At 64.6% G+C, this 15,082-nt stretch carries 15 protein-coding genes; 5 read left to right on the top strand and 10 right to left on the bottom strand.

The window, feature by feature from the left end; genetic code table 11:
- Window positions 1-102: 102 nt before the first annotated feature.
- Window positions 103-1,158, top strand: a complete 1,056-nt coding sequence (gene mgtE, locus HU750_RS24415) for a magnesium transporter (protein ID WP_186682837.1) — start codon at window positions 103-105, stop codon at window positions 1,156-1,158.
- A 120-nt stretch (window positions 1,159-1,278) separates the two neighbouring features.
- Here the strand turns inward: mgtE and HU750_RS24410 are convergent, their stop codons facing one another.
- Window positions 1,279-2,475 (bottom strand): class I SAM-dependent rRNA methyltransferase, encoded by a 1,197-nt coding sequence (locus HU750_RS24410; protein ID WP_027592312.1) that lies wholly within the window; start codon window positions 2,473-2,475, stop codon window positions 1,279-1,281.
- 191 nt (window positions 2,476-2,666) lie between these two features.
- Here HU750_RS24410 and HU750_RS24405 point away from each other — a divergent pair, with 191 nt between their 5' ends.
- Both HU750_RS24405 and mutM read left to right on the top strand, forming a co-directional pair.
- Window positions 2,667-3,485 carry an HDOD domain-containing protein gene (locus HU750_RS24405; RefSeq protein ID WP_172961418.1) on the top strand — a complete coding sequence of 273 codons (819 nt, stop codon included), beginning with the start codon at window positions 2,667-2,669 and terminating at the stop codon, window positions 3,483-3,485.
- 3 nt (window positions 3,486-3,488) lie between these two features.
- Entirely contained in the window at window positions 3,489-4,301 is an 813-nt protein-coding gene (gene mutM / locus HU750_RS24400; RefSeq protein WP_186682835.1) for a bifunctional DNA-formamidopyrimidine glycosylase/DNA-(apurinic or apyrimidinic site) lyase, read from the top strand.
- 158 nt (window positions 4,302-4,459) lie between these two features.
- On the opposite strand, the gene HU750_RS24395 is transcribed toward mutM, so the two are convergent.
- From HU750_RS24395 to HU750_RS24375, 5 genes are all read right to left on the bottom strand, one after another.
- Window positions 4,460-4,711: a YfhL family 4Fe-4S dicluster ferredoxin gene (locus HU750_RS24395; RefSeq protein ID WP_027592315.1), complete on the bottom strand. Its 252-nt coding sequence runs from the start codon at window positions 4,709-4,711 to the stop codon at window positions 4,460-4,462.
- Between the two features lie 108 nt (window positions 4,712-4,819).
- The gene (gene coaD / locus HU750_RS24390; RefSeq protein WP_016393341.1) at window positions 4,820-5,299 is read right to left on the bottom strand and encodes a pantetheine-phosphate adenylyltransferase; all 480 of its coding nucleotides are present in this window, start codon (window positions 5,297-5,299) and stop codon (window positions 4,820-4,822) included.
- A gap of 111 nt (window positions 5,300-5,410) precedes the next feature.
- A complete protein-coding gene (locus tag HU750_RS24385; RefSeq protein WP_186682833.1) occupies window positions 5,411-7,009 on the bottom strand; it encodes a GMC family oxidoreductase in 1,599 nt (532 codons plus the stop codon).
- 20 nt (window positions 7,010-7,029) lie between these two features.
- On the bottom strand, window positions 7,030-7,515 hold the full coding sequence (locus HU750_RS24380; RefSeq protein WP_186682831.1) for a twin-arginine translocation pathway signal protein: 486 nt from the start codon (window positions 7,513-7,515) through the stop codon (window positions 7,030-7,032).
- Window positions 7,516-7,525: 10 nt separating this feature from the next.
- Window positions 7,526-8,956, bottom strand: coding sequence for a coniferyl aldehyde dehydrogenase (locus HU750_RS24375; protein ID WP_186682829.1), 1,431 nt, complete (start codon window positions 8,954-8,956; stop codon window positions 7,526-7,528).
- 150 nt (window positions 8,957-9,106) lie between these two features.
- Here HU750_RS24375 and HU750_RS24370 point away from each other — a divergent pair, with 150 nt between their 5' ends.
- Both HU750_RS24370 and HU750_RS24365 read left to right on the top strand, forming a co-directional pair.
- Entirely contained in the window at window positions 9,107-9,772 is a 666-nt protein-coding gene (locus HU750_RS24370) for a TetR/AcrR family transcriptional regulator (RefSeq protein WP_027592319.1), read from the top strand.
- A gap of 35 nt (window positions 9,773-9,807) precedes the next feature.
- Window positions 9,808-10,662, top strand: a complete 855-nt coding sequence (locus tag HU750_RS24365; protein WP_186682827.1) for a sulfurtransferase — start codon at window positions 9,808-9,810, stop codon at window positions 10,660-10,662.
- A gap of 12 nt (window positions 10,663-10,674) precedes the next feature.
- On the opposite strand, the gene HU750_RS24360 is transcribed toward HU750_RS24365, so the two are convergent.
- The 4 genes from HU750_RS24360 to rsmD form a co-directional block, all read right to left on the bottom strand.
- The gene (locus HU750_RS24360; RefSeq protein ID WP_186682825.1) at window positions 10,675-11,667 is read right to left on the bottom strand and encodes a hydrolase; all 993 of its coding nucleotides are present in this window, start codon (window positions 11,665-11,667) and stop codon (window positions 10,675-10,677) included.
- Window positions 11,668-11,727: 60 nt separating this feature from the next.
- Window positions 11,728-13,089: a M16 family metallopeptidase gene (locus HU750_RS24355; RefSeq protein WP_186682823.1), complete on the bottom strand. Its 1,362-nt coding sequence runs from the start codon at window positions 13,087-13,089 to the stop codon at window positions 11,728-11,730.
- Window positions 13,082-14,374: a M16 family metallopeptidase gene (locus tag HU750_RS24350; RefSeq protein ID WP_186682821.1), complete on the bottom strand. Its 1,293-nt coding sequence runs from the start codon at window positions 14,372-14,374 to the stop codon at window positions 13,082-13,084. The genes HU750_RS24355 and HU750_RS24350 overlap by 8 nt, the downstream gene beginning before the upstream one ends.
- A gap of 120 nt (window positions 14,375-14,494) precedes the next feature.
- The coding region (gene rsmD / locus HU750_RS24345) for a 16S rRNA (guanine(966)-N(2))-methyltransferase RsmD (protein WP_238217684.1) at window positions 14,495-15,082 on the bottom strand (588 nt) is incomplete at its 5' end.

The raw sequence follows: 15,082 nt of genomic DNA, 5'->3' as shown, positions 1-15,082 counted from the left end.
ACTCGCAAATTGGCACTGAGCGCGTCGTCGCCAGGGCTTCCGAAGGCTTGAGCCCGTGTGGCTGAGGTGTGCGGGTGCCTGCGTCGGCGCCTGGAGAACCTCATGCAGCACACCTCCGATACGCTCGTTTCACCCCTTGACCTGCGCCAGGCCGCCCAGGCCCGTCGTGACGACCTGCTTCACCCGCAAGGCTACCCCGAAGGCACGGCCGGTTACCTGATGACCAGTGAGTACTCGTGCCTGGATGCCGGCCTCAGCGCCAGCCAGGCCATCGACATGCTGCGCCGGGAGGCCGCCGATGCCGAAACCATCTACCAGTCCTATGTGCTCGACGGGCAGCGCAACCTGCTTGGGACCTTGTCCTTGCGCGAGTTGATCCTCGCGGCGCCTGAGGCGATGATTGATCACATCATGGTGCACAAGGTCATTTGCGTCTGTACCACGACCCGTCAGGAAGACGTGGCCCGCTTGATCCGCCAACACGACCTGCTGGCTGTGCCGGTGCTGGACGAGGCCGGGCGGCTGGTAGGCCTGGTGACCTGCGACGATGCACTTGATGTGGTGGTCGATGAGGCCACCGAGGACTTCCACAAAGGCGCCTCCATCACCAACCACGTGGGCAATCTGCGCGATGCCACCGTCAGCCTGCTGTACCGCAAACGGGTGCTGTGGCTGGTGTTGCTGGTCTTTGGCAACCTGTTCTCGGGGGCGGGGATTGCGGCGTTCGAGGAAACCATTGCCGCGCACATCGTGCTGGTGTTCTTCCTGCCGCTGCTGGTGGACAGCGGGGGCAATGCCGGGGCGCAGTCGGCGACGTTGATGGTGCGGGGCCTGGCGACGGGCGAAGTGTACATGCGTGATTGGCTGCGCATGCTAGGGCGCGAGTGTGGGGTTGCGCTGGCGCTGGGGGCGACCATGGCCGTGGCGGTGGCATCGCTGGGCGTGCTGCGCGGTGGGGTGGACATTGCCCTGATCGTTGCCAGCAGCATGCTGGTGATCGTGTTGCTGGGTAGCCTGATCGGCATGAGCCTGCCGTTCATGTTCACCAAGCTGAAGCTCGACCCGGCGACGGCCAGTGGCCCGCTGGTGACCTCGATTGCCGATGCGGCGGGGGTGCTGGTGTACTTTGGGATCGCGTCGTACGTGCTGGATATCTGAGGTGGATTCGGGGCTGCTTTGCAGCCCATCGCGGGCAAGCCCGCTCCTACAGGGGGTTGCGTACCTGTGTGGGAGCGGGCTTGCCCGCGATGGGCCGCAAAGCGGCCCCAAGGCGTTGAATCAGCTGTTAGGCAGCAACCGGCAGGTAATGCTCTTGATGTAGCGGGTTTCGGCAATGGCCGGGTGCACCGGGTGGTCCGGGCCTTGGCCGCCGCGCTCGAGCAGTTGCATGTTGCGGTCCAGGTGGCGGGCGCTGGTCAGCAGGATGTTGTTCAGGTCATCCTCGGGCAGGTGCATCGAGCACGAGGCGCTGACCAGAATGCCGTCCTTGTTGAGCATGCGCATGGCCTGTTCGTTGAGGCGACGGTAGGCCGCTTCGCCGTTTTTCAGGTCTTTCTTGCGCTTGATGAAGGCGGGTGGGTCGGCAATGATCACGTCGAAGCGTTCTTCGGCGGCCTTCAGCTCGCGCAGCGCTTCAAATACGTCACCTTCGATGCAGGTCAGCTTCTCGCTGATGCCGTTGAGCGCGGCATTGCGCTCGACGCCGTCCAGGGCAAAAGCCGACGCATCGACACAGAACACTTCGCTGGCGCCAAACGCGCCGGCTTGCACACCCCAGCCACCGATGTAGCTGAACAGGTCGAGCACGCGCTTGCCTTTGACGTAGGGCGCCAGGCGTGCGCGGTTCATGCGGTGGTCGTAGAACCAGCCGGTTTTCTGGCCTTCACGTACCGGTGCTTCGAACTTGACGCCGTTTTCTTCCAGCGGGACCCAGTCCGGCACTTCGCCGTAGACGGTTTCGACGTAGCGCTGCAGGCCTTCGGCATCACGCGCGGCGGAATCGTTCTTGAACAAGATGCCGCTTGGCTTGAGCACTTGCACCAGGGCGGCGATCACGTCGTCCTTGTGTAGTTCCATGGTGGCCGACGCCAGTTGGACCACGAGGATGTCGAAGAAACGGTCGACCACCAGGCCTGGCAGCAGGTCGGAGTCGCCGTAGACCAGGCGGTAGCACGGCTTGTCGAACAGGCGCTCACGCAGCGACAGGGCGACGTTGAGGCGGTGTACCAGCAGCGACTTGTCCAGCGGCAGCTTGATGTCGCGCGACAGCAGGCGCGCGCAGATCAGGTTGTTCGGGCTCAGCGCCACGATGCCCAGCGGCTTGCCGTTGGCAGCCTCGAGGATCGCTTGCTGGCCGGCCTGGAAACCTTGCAGCGGGGTCGCGGCGACGTCGACTTCATTGCTGTAGACCCACAGGTGGCCGGCGCGCAGGCGGCGGTCGGCATTGGCTTTGAGGCGTAGGCTGGGCAGGGACATGACGTCGCTCCGGGAAAAAAGAGCGGGAGTATACCGTGTTGGCCTTCGCTTCGGGGTCAGGCGCGACAAAGTGCTGGCCAGGGCTAAAGCCAGCCGATCCGGTGTTAGAATTCGCCGTCCTCAACGAGTGTGTACGCATGTCCCAAGAACTCAGCGCCGAACAGATCCAGCAAGCCTTGCAAGGCATCACCATCCCGCCGCAACCGCAGATCATGGTCGACCTGCAGTTCGAGCAGTACATGCCCGACCCAGACCTGGAAACCATCGCCAAGCTGATTTCCCAGGACCCGGGCTTGTCCGGCGCGTTGCTCAAGTTGGTCAACTCCCCGCATTTCGGCCTCTCCAACAAGATCGGCTCGATCCAACGGGCGGTGAACCTGCTGGGTAGTCGTTCGATCATCAACCTGATCAACGCCCAGTCGATCAAAGGCGAAATGAGCGACGAGACCATCGTCACCCTGAACCGCTTCTGGGACACCGCGCAGGATGTGGCCATGACCTGCCTGACCTTGGCCAAGCGCACCGGCATGCAGACGGCTGACGAGGCCTACACCCTCGGGCTGTTCCATGATTGCGGTGTGCCGCTGATGCTCAAGCGCTTCCCCAACTACATGGAGGTGCTGGAAGAGGCCTATGCCGAGGCCAGCGCCGAAACGCGGGTGGTCGATACGGAAAACCGCGCGTTCAACACCAACCACTCGGTGGTGGGGTACTTCACCGCCAAGTCCTGGCGCCTGCCCGAGCACCTTACAGCGGCCATCGCCAACCACCACAATGCCTTGGCCGTGTTCCGCGACGAGTCTTCGCGCAATACCCAGAGCCAGCTGAAGAACCTGCTGGCGGTGCTGAAGATGGCCGAGCACATCTGCGCGTCCTACCGGGTACTGGGCAGCCAGAGTGTCGACCACGAATGGGAAGTGGTCGGGCCACTGGTGCTCGACTACATTGGCTTGTCGGACTACGACTTCGAAAACCTCAAACAGAATATTCGAGAGCTGGGCGGGCACTGACACATGCCGGAACTACCCGAAGTAGAAACCACCCGGCGCGGCATTGCGCCTCATCTGGAAGGCCAGCGGGTCAGCCGGGTGGTGGTGCGTGACCGGCGCCTGCGCTGGCCGATCCCCGAAGACCTGGACGTGCGCTTGTCGGGGCAGCGTATCGTCGGCGTCGAGCGGCGGGCCAAGTACCTGCTGATCAATGCCGAGGTCGGTACCTTGATCAGCCATTTGGGCATGTCGGGCAATTTGCGCCTGGTCGAGCTCGGCCTGCCGGCGGCCAAGCACGAGCACGTGGATATCGAGCTGGAGTCGGGGCTGATGCTGCGCTACACCGACCCGCGCCGTTTCGGCGCCATGCTCTGGAGCCTCGACCCGCTCAACCACGAACTGCTGCTGCGTCTGGGGCCAGAGCCGTTGACCGACCTGTTCGATGGCGAGCGTTTGTTCCAGCTGTCGCGTGGGCGCTCGATGGCGGTCAAGCCGTTCATCATGGATAACGCCATCGTCGTGGGGGTGGGCAACATCTACGCCACCGAAGCGTTGTTTGCTGCGGGCATCGACCCACGCCGCGAGGCGGGCGGTATCTCGCGGGCGCGGTACCTGAAGCTGGCCATCGAGATCAAACGCGTGCTGGCAGCGGCCATCGAGCAGGGCGGCACGACCTTGCGTGATTTCATCGGTGGGGACGGGCAGCCGGGCTACTTCCAGCAGGAACTGTTCGTTTACGGGCGGGGCGGGATGCCGTGCAAACTGTGTGGCACGACCTTGCGCGAGGTGAAGCTCGGCCAGCGGGCAAGCGTGTTCTGCCCACGCTGCCAGCGCTGAAGTGTTTCGCTGTGCCTTGTAGGAGCGGCCTTGCGTCGCGATGGGGCGCAAAGCGGCCCCAGATTTTCAGCGTCGCAGCATAAATTGCCGGGGCCGCTTCGCGGCCCTTTCGCGACACAAGGCCGCTCCTACAGAGGGGCGCGTAAGTGCAGGTGGGCTTAGGCCTTGCCAGTAATCAGGCGGTATTTGGCCATCAGCTGCTCTTCGGTCTCTGGGTGCGCTTCATCCAGGGGGATGCAGTCGACCGGGCAGACCTGCTGGCACTGGGGCTCGTCGTAATGACCCACGCACTGGGTGCACAGGTTAGGGTCGATCACGTAGATCTCTTCGCCTTGGGAGATGGCCTCGTTCGGGCACTCGGGTTCGCAGACGTCGCAGTTGATGCAATCGTCGGTGATGATCAGGGACATGGGGACTCCGGCCGGGGCTCTCAGCCCGGGCATGTTCAACGCTGTGGGCACAATTGTGCCGCATTCGCGCCCGCAGTGCACGCGGGCGCGATGATCAGGCGTGCAGGCTTACTTCTTGAATCGTTCGGTCAGCGCCTCAGCCACTATGGGGTGGACGAATTTGCTGATATCCCCCCCCAATGCCGCGATTTCCCGGACCAACGTCGAGGAAATGAACGAATAACGCTCCGACGGCGTCAGGAACAGGCTCTCGACATCGGGTGCCAGTTGCCGGTTCATGTTCGCCAGCTGGAACTCGTACTCGAAGTCGGAGACCGCGCGCAGGCCACGCAGGAAGACGTTGGCGCCCTGTTCCTTGGCAAAATGCGCCAACAGGGAAGAGAAGCCGATGACTTCGACATTGGGCAGGTGCTTGGTGACCTCACGGGCCAGCGCAACCCGTTGTTCCAGCGGGAACAGGGGGTTTTTCTTCGGGCTGGCCGCCACTGCGATAATCACATGGTCGAAGAGCCGCGAGGCGCGCTCGACCAAGTCGCCATGGCCTTTGGTAATGGGGTCGAAAGTACCCGGGTACAACACTCGGTTCATCGCGTCATCCTGGCTGGAGTGCGTTGGGGAGTCGGATGGTAGCGCAGCGATAGCGCCCGGCCAAGTCATGCGGCCGGCTGATGGCACTATAGACAGTGGGTGCATTCGTTGTCATGCGTTGTGTGCCAGGCGGGCGATCAGGGCCTCGGTGAGCTTGGCGCTGATGGCGTACACCGACAATTGCGGGTTGGCGCCGATGCTGGTGGGGAACAGCGAGCCGTCGTGAATCGACAGGTTTTCCAGCTGATGGTGCTGGCCCAGGCTGTTGCACACCGCGTGTCGAGGGTCTTCACCCAGGGCACAGCCGCCCATCACGTGGGCGCTGCCCAGGCGTGTGCGGAACGGCGCCAGTGGCAGGCCGTCGATCATCGCCAGGGCTTCGCCAAGGTTGTTGGCGTAGCGGGCATCACTGTGCACCGGCATCACCTGCTCGGCCCCGGCGGCAAACTGGATCTGCGCCATGCTGCGGTAGGCGCGGCGCAAACCGTCGCGTAGGTAGTCATTGACCGGGTAATCCAGCACGGGCGAGCCATCGCCACGCAGCTCGACCGTGCCACCCTGGCTTTCTGGGTGGAAGCCATCGCGCAGCAACGCCAGCATCACGTGGGTATGCGGCAGCTCGGCCATGCGCTGCGCATTTTCGCTGCCATGCCCGCCCAGCAGGGTGCTGGCCAGGGCCGGGTGCAGCGGAGGCACTTCCAGTTTGTAGCCGACCGGGCCGCCGCTGCCGCCCAGCCATTGGAAGTGATCGCTGTAGATGGACTGCGGAGCACCGTAATAGGGGTCGATGCGCGCCTTGAACCGTGCCGCGCTGAAGTTGACCAGGTGCAGGAAGGTGCGTTTGCCCAGGCGGGCGTGTGGGTCGGGGGCGTTGGAGCGCAGCAGCAGGGCTGGGCTGTTGATACCGCCCCCGGCGAGGATGTAGTGGCGGGCGTGCACGCTGATCTGCCGGCCGGTGGGGTTTATCCCTTGGGCATCCAGGGCCGTGCACTGCAACTGGGTAATGCGCTCGCCGTTGTGCTCGAAGCGCTCGGCACGCGCAAGATAGAGCAGCTCGCCGCCCTGGTCGAGGGTGGCTGGAATAGTCGTCACCAGCATCGATTGCTTGGCGTTGACCGGGCAGCCCATGCCGCAATAGCCAAGGTTCCAGCAACCCCGCACGTTGCGCGGGATTACCGCCCAGCGATAGCCGAGTTGTTCGCAGCCACGGCGCAGGACCTCGTTGTTGGCGTTGGGTGGCAAGGCCCAAGGGCTGATGCCCAGCTGCTGTTCGATGCGCTCGAACCAGGGGCCTAGCGCCTCGTTGCCCAAGCCATTGACCTGGTGCTCCCGGGCCCAATGGGCCAGGGTCTGTGGCGGCGTGCGAAAGCTCGAGGTCCAATTCACCAGTGTGGTGCCGCCCACGGCGCGGCCTTGCAGAATGGTGATGGCGCCGTCCTTGCTCATGCGGCCGAGGCCTTCCTGGTAGAGGCTGGCGTAGGCCTCGCTTTCCAGCAGGTGGAAGTCGCTGCTGGTCTTCAGGGGGCCTTCTTCGATTAGCAGCACCTTGAACCCCGCGGCGCTGAGCAACTGCGCGCTGGTGGCGCCGCCAGCCCCGCTGCCGATCACGGCGATATCGGCCTGCAGGGCCAGGTCATGCGCCAGGCGCGAGCCGTCGTGGGTGATCCAGCCGCGTTCGAGGCCTTGGCGAAACGGGTCGATGACAGGCATTGGCAAGGCTCTTGTGGTGGTCAGATCTTCGGTGGCCCTGGGTAGCCGCAGGCTGCCCAGGCTTCCGGCCGTTCATACCAGGCCATCTGCAGCAATTGCAGCAACGAGGCGTGGCCCATGCGCAGCAGGTTCAGCGAACTGTCCTGCCAGCGTTGCAGAAACGCGTTGATCTGCTCGCTGCTGGCCTGCTCCCAGGCGCCCCACACACCAGTCAGCGGGCCACGGGTCAGCGGCAGGCTGAGCACGTCGAACAGTTGCCGGGTGAGCTTGAGCATTTCTGGCGACAGCGCCGCCAGTTTGTGATCGAGGCTGTGCAGCACCAGCGCCTCGACGGCCTGGGTCCCGGCCAGCACCACCGGGATCAGCGCGCTCAACAGGGGCAGGTCGTCATCACGCAGTCTGTTGTAACCGGGCGCGGCCGACTGTGCCGTGCAGCCGACCAGGCTGGTGGTGGCGAGGAAGGCGCTGGCGCCCAGGCTGAAGCGGAGCAAGTCGCGACGCTGCATGGGCTTGGGCTCAGCGGATGAACAGCTTGTAGACCAGGCGCTGCAAGGCCTTGCCATACGGTGGGTAAATCAGGCGTGCAGCGTTCAGGCGCTGTTTGGCCAGCACGGCCTTGGCCTTGCTGAAGGTCAGAAAACCCTCGTGGCCGTGGTAGTGGCCCATGCCGGAAGGCCCGATGCCGCCAAAGGGCAGGTCGTCCTGAGCCACATGCAGCAGGGTGTCGTTCAGGCAAACACCGCCGGAGTGGCTGTGGCGCAGCACGTGTTCCTGTTCGCTGCGGTCGTAGCCGAAGTAGTAAAGGGCCAGTGGGCGAGGGCGCTGGTTGATGTAGGCCAATGCCTGGTCGAGGCTGTCGTAGGGCACCAGCGGCAGCAGCGGGCCGAAGATTTCGTCCTGCATCACCTGCATCTCGTCGTTCACGTCCAGCAGCAGGTGAGGGGGCAGGCGTCGTCCCTGGCGCGGCTCGCCTGGGTAGAGGTCGAGCACCTGGGCGCCTTGGTCACGGGCGTCGTCCAGCAGGTGCTGCAGGCGCTGCAACTGCCGCGGGTTGATGATGGCGGTGTAGTCGGGGTTGTCGGCGATACGCGGGAACAGGCGGTGGACGGCGGACTGGTAAGCGTCACTGAAGGCCCCCAGCCGCTCGCGCGGTACCAGCACGTAGTCGGGGGCCACGCAGGTTTGGCCGGCGTTCAGGGTTTTGCCGAAGGCGATGCGCTCGGCCGCGCTGTCCAGGGGTACGCTGGCCGAGACGATGGCCGGGGATTTGCCGCCCAGCTCCAGGGTGACCGGGGTCAGGTTGTGCGCCGCGGCCAGCATCACCTGGCGGCCGACGCTGGTTGCACCCGTGAACAGCAGGTGATCGAACGGCAGCCGGGCAAAGGCCTGGGCAACCTCGACCTCACCCAGCACCACGCTGACCAGGTCTTCGGGGAACACGCGCGCCAGCAACTGCTGGAGGGCCAGGGCGCTGGCGGGCGTTGCTTCGCTCAGCTTGAGCATGACCCGGTTGCCGGCGGCCAGGGCACAGGTCAGCGGGCCAATGGCGAGAAACAGCGGGTAGTTCCACGGCACGATGATGCCGACCACGCCCAGCGGTTGATAGCGCACCTGCGCGCTGGCGGGCTGGAAGGCCAGGCCGACGCGGCGTCGGCTGGCCCGCATCCAGCGTCGCAGGTGCTTTTCGGCGTGGCGCAGGCCCTGGACCGAGGGCAGCAATTCCGCCAGCAAGGTTTCATCGGCGCTGCGCCCGTCAAAGTCTTGATCGATGGCTTCGATCAGCTGCGTTTGCTCGGCCAGCAGTGCCTCGCGCAGGCTCTTCAGCCATTGCCGGCGCTGGGCTGCCGGGGGGGCGGGGTTACCCGCAAAAGCCAGGCGTTGGGCGGCGAACCTCGCCGTCAGGTCGAGGTCGGAATGCACAGGAGGCACGTCAACGGGCGAGGTCATATCGGCTCGAATCCGGGCAGGAAGTCCCTAGAGCCTATACTCTAATCCGAACGATCGTGCGAATTTTTCGCTGGCGTCGAGCGGTGTATTCCACACCGGATACGCCTTAAGATGGCCCTTTGATCAAGGCCCGCAGACTGGGAGCTGAGCATGGCCCCGCGCATGAAGACCCGAGAGCGCATCGTGCAGAACAGCCTGGAGCTGTTCAACCAGCAGGGCGAACGTAGCGTCAGTACCAACCACATTGCCGCGCACATGGAAATTTCGCCCGGCAACCTGTATTACCACTTCCCCAACAAGCAGGCGATCATCGCCCTGTTGTTCAGCCAGTACGAAGAGCTGGTGGACAGCTTCTTGCGCCCGCCTCAAGGGCGTTGCGCCACCGTGGAAGACAAACGTTTCTACCTCAAGGCCCTGCTCGCGGCGATGTGGAACTACCGCTTCCTGCACCGCGACCTGGAGCACCTGCTGGACAGCGACCCCGAGCTGGCCGCCCGTTACCGGCGGTTTTCCGAGCGCTGCCTGCGTCAGGGCCAAGCGATTTACCGTGGCTTCGTCGACGCCGGGATCCTGGCCATGGCGCCGGCGCAGATCGAGTCGCTGACCATCAATGCCTGGATCGTCCTGACCTCATGGGTGCGCTTTCTCAGCACCACGCGCGAGCATTCCGCGCACCTGGGTGAAGAAGCCTTCAAGCGGGGCGTCTATCAGGTATTGGTGCTGGAGCTCGGCTTTGTCACCGCAGATGCCCGCAGCGCCGTGGACGCGCTGTGCCAGGAATTCCACGTACCCTTCAACCAGGCCTTGGAACTGTAAACCAGGGCTCGAGTGCTATCGATCAGGAGATTGTCATGCCCCTCGCGCAATTGATCACCCCGCAAGCGTTGGCCGAGCGTCTGGGCTCGCCCGATTTGGTGATCCTCGACTGCCGCTTTGCCCTCGAGGATGTGGATTATGGCCAACGCAGCTATGCCGAGGGGCATATTGCCGGGGCGCACTTCGCTGACCTGGAGCGCGACCTCAGTGGCCCGATAAGCAAGGGGCGCACGGGGCGCCACCCTTTGCCCGATGCGGCGCGGTTGGTCGAGCGTCTGCGTGAGTGGGGCGTGGACAATGACAGCGAGGTGGTGCTGTACGACGACGGCCCGGGTGCGTTTGCTGCTCGTGCCTGGTGGTTGCTGGCCTGGCTGGGCAAGCGCAGCGGCGTGTCGATTCTCGATGGCGGGCTCAAGGCATGGCATGCGGCGCACCTGCCGCTGAGCCTGGACCCACCGCTCAAACGCGAAGGGACCTTCAAGGGCGAACCGGACAGCAAGCTGCTGATCGATGCCGAGCACCTGGCCAAGCACCTGGGCGATGCCGAGCTGACGTTGATCGACGCCCGCGCGCTGCCGCGCTTCCGGGGTGAAGTCGAGCCGATCGACCCGGTCGCTGGGCACATCCCTGGCGCGCAGTGCGCGGCATTCACCGACAACCTGGGGGCCGACGGGCGTTTTCTGCCGGCCGAAGCGCTCAAACAACGGTTCGCAGAAAAACTGGCCGGGCGCTCGCCGGAGCACCTGGTGGCCTACTGCGGGTCGGGCGTGACCGCTTGCCACAACCTGTTTGCTTTGGCGCTGGCGGGCTATCCCCTGGGGCGGCTGTATGCGGGGTCGTGGAGCGAATGGATCAACAACCCGGCGCACGGGGTGGCTACCGGGGATTGACCCAGGCCGTCTCTAAGCGCCCTCTACCAGCCACTGCGGAATCCGCCGCTCCAGGTAATACCCCGGGTTGCGCAGGCTGCCATCGACAAAGCCCACATGGCCGCCGCGGTTGTGCAGTTCAAAGTGCGTCTGCGGCGCCAGTTCGCTGGCCAGGGGCAAGCTGTGGCTGGAGACGAACGGGTCGTCGCTGGCGTGGATGATCAGGGTTGGGGTGCGATTCTCACCCAGGAAGAAGCGGCTCGATGAGCGCCGGTAATAGTCGTGTGCATCGTTGAACCCGTTCAGCGGCGCGGTGACCTTACCGTCGAAGTCCCAGAAGGTACGCAGGTTGGTCAGCGGCCCCAGCCGTTGCAGTGCCGCCAGCCGCTCATGCTGGCCCTTCTCATGAAAATGCCGCTGCTTGAGCTGTACATAGGCCAACATCTCGCGCATGAAGTGCGCCTGGTAGACCTTGGAAAAGCCTTGGCCGATGCGGTCGGCACACTGGTCCAGACGAAATGGCACCGACACCGCCACCGCCGCTTCCAGCTGGCTGGCCGATCCACTTTCGCCCAGGTACTTGAGCAACACATTGCCACCCAACGAATAACCCACCGCGTAAAGCGGCGCCAATGGGCGCTGGACGCGCAGGTGGGCGACGATTTCTGCCAGGTCTTCGCTGGCGCCGGAGTGGTAGCTGCGCGGCAGCAGGTTCGGCTCGCCCGAGCAACCGCGCCAGTTCACCGCAACACTGGCCCAGCCGCGGCCCTGCAGGGCTTGCTGCAAGCCTTTGACATAGGGCGAGTGGGAGGAACCGGTGAGGCCATGCAGGACCAGCACCAACGGTGCATCCGGTTGGTGCGGCCCGTGCCAGTCGAGGTCGATGAAATCGCCATCGGCCAGCCACAGCCGCTCGCGGTCGCGTTGCAGTTCGGGCAGCTTGCGCCAGAGCGGCCCCCACAAGGTTTGCAGATGGGGGTTGGACAGGCCGACGGCAGGGCGAAACGTAGCAGTGAAACTGGGCATGCTGGGCGACTCGTGATGTGCCTGCCTAGAGTGCCATGAAACGCCGCCGCTGTACCTGCGCTATTGGTCGGAGGCCGGCAGCGGTTGCTGATCGGCAACCGGGCCGACGCTGACAAGTACCCTGCGCGTCAGGTCGAACCTGCGTTGCATGACGTCGCGGACCGCCTCTGGGGTCAGCTCGGCCAAGCGCTCGTTATACGTGTTCAGGTGATCGGCAGGTTGGCCTTGCTGGGTGGTTTCGGTGAGCAACTCGGCCAGGCGCTTGTTCTGCGCAACCGTGCGCAACAACTCCCCAGCCAGCTGTTGGCAGGCCAGTTGCAGCTCGGCCTCGGTCGGCCCGTGCAGCACCAAGTCGCGAAGCAAGGCCTCTACCAGGGCTTGCGAGCTTTTAACGTAGGGTGGGGCGATTTCCCACTCGATCGCGAAGAGCCCTCCAACGCGCTTGGGCACCAGCTGGCTGTAGATGCCGTAGGTCAAGCCCTGGCGTTGGCGCAGCGCTTTCATCAAGCGGGAGTCGGAACCCACACTCAGCACCTCGCAGGCCAACTTCACGGCAAGGAACTCAGGGTCGTTGGCCGGTACGTCGATCGGCAGCGCAAGAAGAATCGCGTTGCCGGCCCCGGCCTGCTCGATGTTGATTGTGGTGCCCGACGTTTGTGGCGCAGCTGGCAGCTCAGCGGCAGCCCAGCCTTGGGGCAATGCCTGGCTGATACGCTGTGCCATGGCCTGCGCCTCGATGCGGGACAGATCCCCGACCACGACCATTTCCAGGTTGGTGGCGGAGTAGGCGCGTCGGTGAAACGCTCTCAGGTCAGCGGGCGTGACTGCGTCGAGCACTTGCGTAGTGCTTTCCTGTGGCTGGCCGTAGGGGTGATCGTAGAAGAGGTGGCGATAGGCTTCGCTGCGTGCTCTGAGTACTGGCTGCCTGGCGCGGGCTGCGTCATGCAGCACCAGCTGGCGTTTGATCTTCTCCAGGGCGGGGGCTGGAAATGCTGGTTGTGCGACGAGGCTGGTGAACAGCTCGATGGCAGGGTCGAGCAGTGCTTTGGTACTGACACTGCGCAGGCTCAGCGTGGCGTGATCGTGGCGTACCTGCTTTTCAACCACCGCACCCAGCCGCTCGATACGTTGCGCATGTTCGGCGGCATTGAAGCGCAGGCTGCCCTCGTCGAGCATGTACAGCGTCAGGGCCGCCAGGCTGGGTGAGTCAACCGAGGCGGTACCGGCGTTAAAGCGCAGCACTACATCGACGATAGGCAAGCCGCGGGCTTCGACGAACGTGACGCCTGTTCCCGCGTCGGTTCTCCAGGTGTGTACCTTGGTGCGGATGACCTCGCGCTGTTGCAGGTCCAGCCCTTGGGCGGAGAGTAGGCCGCCGTAGATGCCATGTGCCGCCGGAGGGGGCGATGTCCTGTCATTCATGGGCGCGCTCCTTGTCGTGCATGTAGGTGATCGCTGTGCGAGGCGCTGTCAGGTAGGCGACGGCGGCCTGGTGCACCTGCTCGGCCGTCACGGCTTCGAGGGTGGCTCGTTCATCATCCAGCGCGATGGGGTCCAGCCCGCAAACCGCCTGCCTGCCGATGGCATGTGCTTGCTCAGCGATGGCGTCCCGGGCAAACAGCTGCCTGGCGAGGAGGCGTGCCTTGGCGCGCTGAAGCGCCTCGATGCTGGGCGGCTGCTGACGAAAGCGTTCGATTTCAGCCAACAGCCTGTCGGCTGCAGCCTCGGGCGTGATGTGCGCACTACAGAAGGCGTAGAGCGTCAGCAGGCTGTCGCCCCGCCGATACGGTTGGTACGTCGCCTTCAGGGCTTGCAGCACCTGTTCGTCTATCACCAGCAGGCGGCGGAGGGTAGCGGCGTGGCCTTCGCTGAGGAGATCGGGCAGCAACCGCAACGCATGGGCTTGCGCGTTGGACGTGGCCGTGCGTTGGCTGGGCAGGTTAAAACTGAGGATCACGCCAGGCCTCAGGCCTTGCAGGTGCACTGTTTGAGAGCGGCGCGTCAGTTCGGCATCCTCGACGGGCGTTTGACGGGGTGGCAGGCGATGGGCGGGGATCACGGCAAAGTGCCGCGCTACCAGTGCCTGCAGCGGCTGCAGCCCGATATCGCCGACGACTGACAAGGTCGCGTTGTTTGGGTGATACCAGGTCTGGTACCAGGTGCGCGCCGCTGCGGGCGTCATGGCGTGGAGGTCGGCGGGGTGGCCGATCACCGGTGTTGCATAGCGGCTGTTGCCGTGGGCCAGCAACTGGTGCTGCTCCATGGCGAGGGCCAAGGGGTTGTTGTCGACATCGACGCGCCGCTCGGCCATCACCACTGCCAGTTCGCGGGCGAAGGGTGCATCGCTGAGCGTGGCAGTGGCCATGGTGTCGGCCATCGCTTCCAGTGCAATCTCCAGCCTGCTGACGGGCAAGGTCAGTGGAAAGACCGTGGCGTCTTCCAGCGTGAACGCATTCGGGTTACCGCCGAGGCGGGTCATCAGCGTCGAGTATTGCCCGCTGGCCAGCTTGCTGCTGCCCTCGAACAGCAGATGCTCCAGGGCATGGGACAGGCCGCTGTGGCCGTCAGGCTCGTCGATGGAGCCTACGTGGTACCACAGCTGCACGCTGACCAGCGGGGCGCGACGGTCTTCGCGCAGGTAGACGCGCAGGCCATTGGCGAGGGCAAAGGACTGTACCGACGGTGTCGGTTTTGGCGGTTCGGTCATGGTTGAAGTGCTCCAGCAAGAAACGAAGGAGCAGCTTCAGCCAGGGGGCCGGTTGCTGTGCGGTAGCTAAATACGCCAACGCTTTACGCTGACAATGTACGCCGGCCTGATGTCAGGTGATCAGCCCCGCTGCCAGAGCGCGTAATGCACCTGACCGGTCTTTTTCTCCCGGTGCAGGCGCCAGTTGCCCGGCAGTTGCAAGGCCGAGGGTGCGGTTTCGCTCTCGGTGTAGATCCACGCCTGTTCCCGCAGCCACTGGTTCTGTTCCAGCAGGTTGCAGGTGTTGGCCAGCAGGTCCTGGTGGAACGGTGGGTCGAGGAACACCACGTCGAACTGCTGCTTGGCCGGGTTCTGCAGGTAGCGCAGCGCGTCGGTTTGCAGAATTTGCCCGCGAGGGCAGCGCAGCAGCTCGAGGTTGTCCTTGAGGTTGCTGATGGCGGCGGGGTTGCTGTCCAGTGCCACGGCATCTTCGGCGCCGCGCGACAAGGCTTCCAGCACCAGCGCGCCGCTGCCGGTGAAGGCGTCCAGCACGCGGGCGCCTTCGATGTAGGGCGCGAGCCAGTTGAACACGGTTTCGCGCACGCGATCAGGCGTTGGCCGCAGGCCGTCGCCTTCAGGCACCGCCAGGCGGCGGCTGCGCCACTCGCCGGCGATGATGCGCAGGTGGCCCTGGCCCTTGCTGTGGCCCGGTTGAGGGCGGGCGGGAGG

This window comes from Pseudomonas sp. SWRI50, from assembly GCF_014269095.1.
Classification (GTDB): Bacteria; Pseudomonadota; Gammaproteobacteria; order Pseudomonadales; family Pseudomonadaceae; genus Aquipseudomonas; species Aquipseudomonas kermanshahensis.
This window is presented reverse-complemented; position numbering and strand designations above follow the sequence as displayed.

What these genes read in the sequence shown, in the direction of transcription:
- HU750_RS24355 (WP_186682823.1), bottom strand. Translation starts at nt 13,089, where the DNA reads ATGAATGACAGGACATCGCCCCCTCCGGCGGCACATGGCATCTACGGC.
- HU750_RS24365 (WP_186682827.1), top strand. Translation starts at nt 9,808, where the DNA reads ATGCCCCTCGCGCAATTGATCACCCCGCAAGCGTTGGCCGAGCGTCTG.
- HU750_RS24385 (WP_186682833.1), bottom strand. Translation starts at nt 7,009, where the DNA reads ATGCCTGTCATCGACCCGTTTCGCCAAGGCCTCGAACGCGGCTGGATC.
- HU750_RS24370 (WP_027592319.1), top strand. Translation starts at nt 9,107, where the DNA reads ATGGCCCCGCGCATGAAGACCCGAGAGCGCATCGTGCAGAACAGCCTG.
- HU750_RS24410 (WP_027592312.1), bottom strand. Translation starts at nt 2,475, where the DNA reads ATGTCCCTGCCCAGCCTACGCCTCAAAGCCAATGCCGACCGCCGCCTG.
- HU750_RS24360 (WP_186682825.1), bottom strand. Translation starts at nt 11,667, where the DNA reads ATGCCCAGTTTCACTGCTACGTTTCGCCCTGCCGTCGGCCTGTCCAAC.
- mgtE (WP_186682837.1), top strand. Translation starts at nt 103, where the DNA reads ATGCAGCACACCTCCGATACGCTCGTTTCACCCCTTGACCTGCGCCAG.
- coaD (WP_016393341.1), bottom strand. Translation starts at nt 5,299, where the DNA reads ATGAACCGAGTGTTGTACCCGGGTACTTTCGACCCCATTACCAAAGGC.
- mutM (WP_186682835.1), top strand. Translation starts at nt 3,489, where the DNA reads ATGCCGGAACTACCCGAAGTAGAAACCACCCGGCGCGGCATTGCGCCT.
- HU750_RS24350 (WP_186682821.1), bottom strand. Translation starts at nt 14,374, where the DNA reads ATGACCGAACCGCCAAAACCGACACCGTCGGTACAGTCCTTTGCCCTC.
- HU750_RS24375 (WP_186682829.1), bottom strand. Translation starts at nt 8,956, where the DNA reads ATGACCTCGCCCGTTGACGTGCCTCCTGTGCATTCCGACCTCGACCTG.
- HU750_RS24395 (WP_027592315.1), bottom strand. Translation starts at nt 4,711, where the DNA reads ATGTCCCTGATCATCACCGACGATTGCATCAACTGCGACGTCTGCGAA.
- HU750_RS24380 (WP_186682831.1), bottom strand. Translation starts at nt 7,515, where the DNA reads ATGCAGCGTCGCGACTTGCTCCGCTTCAGCCTGGGCGCCAGCGCCTTC.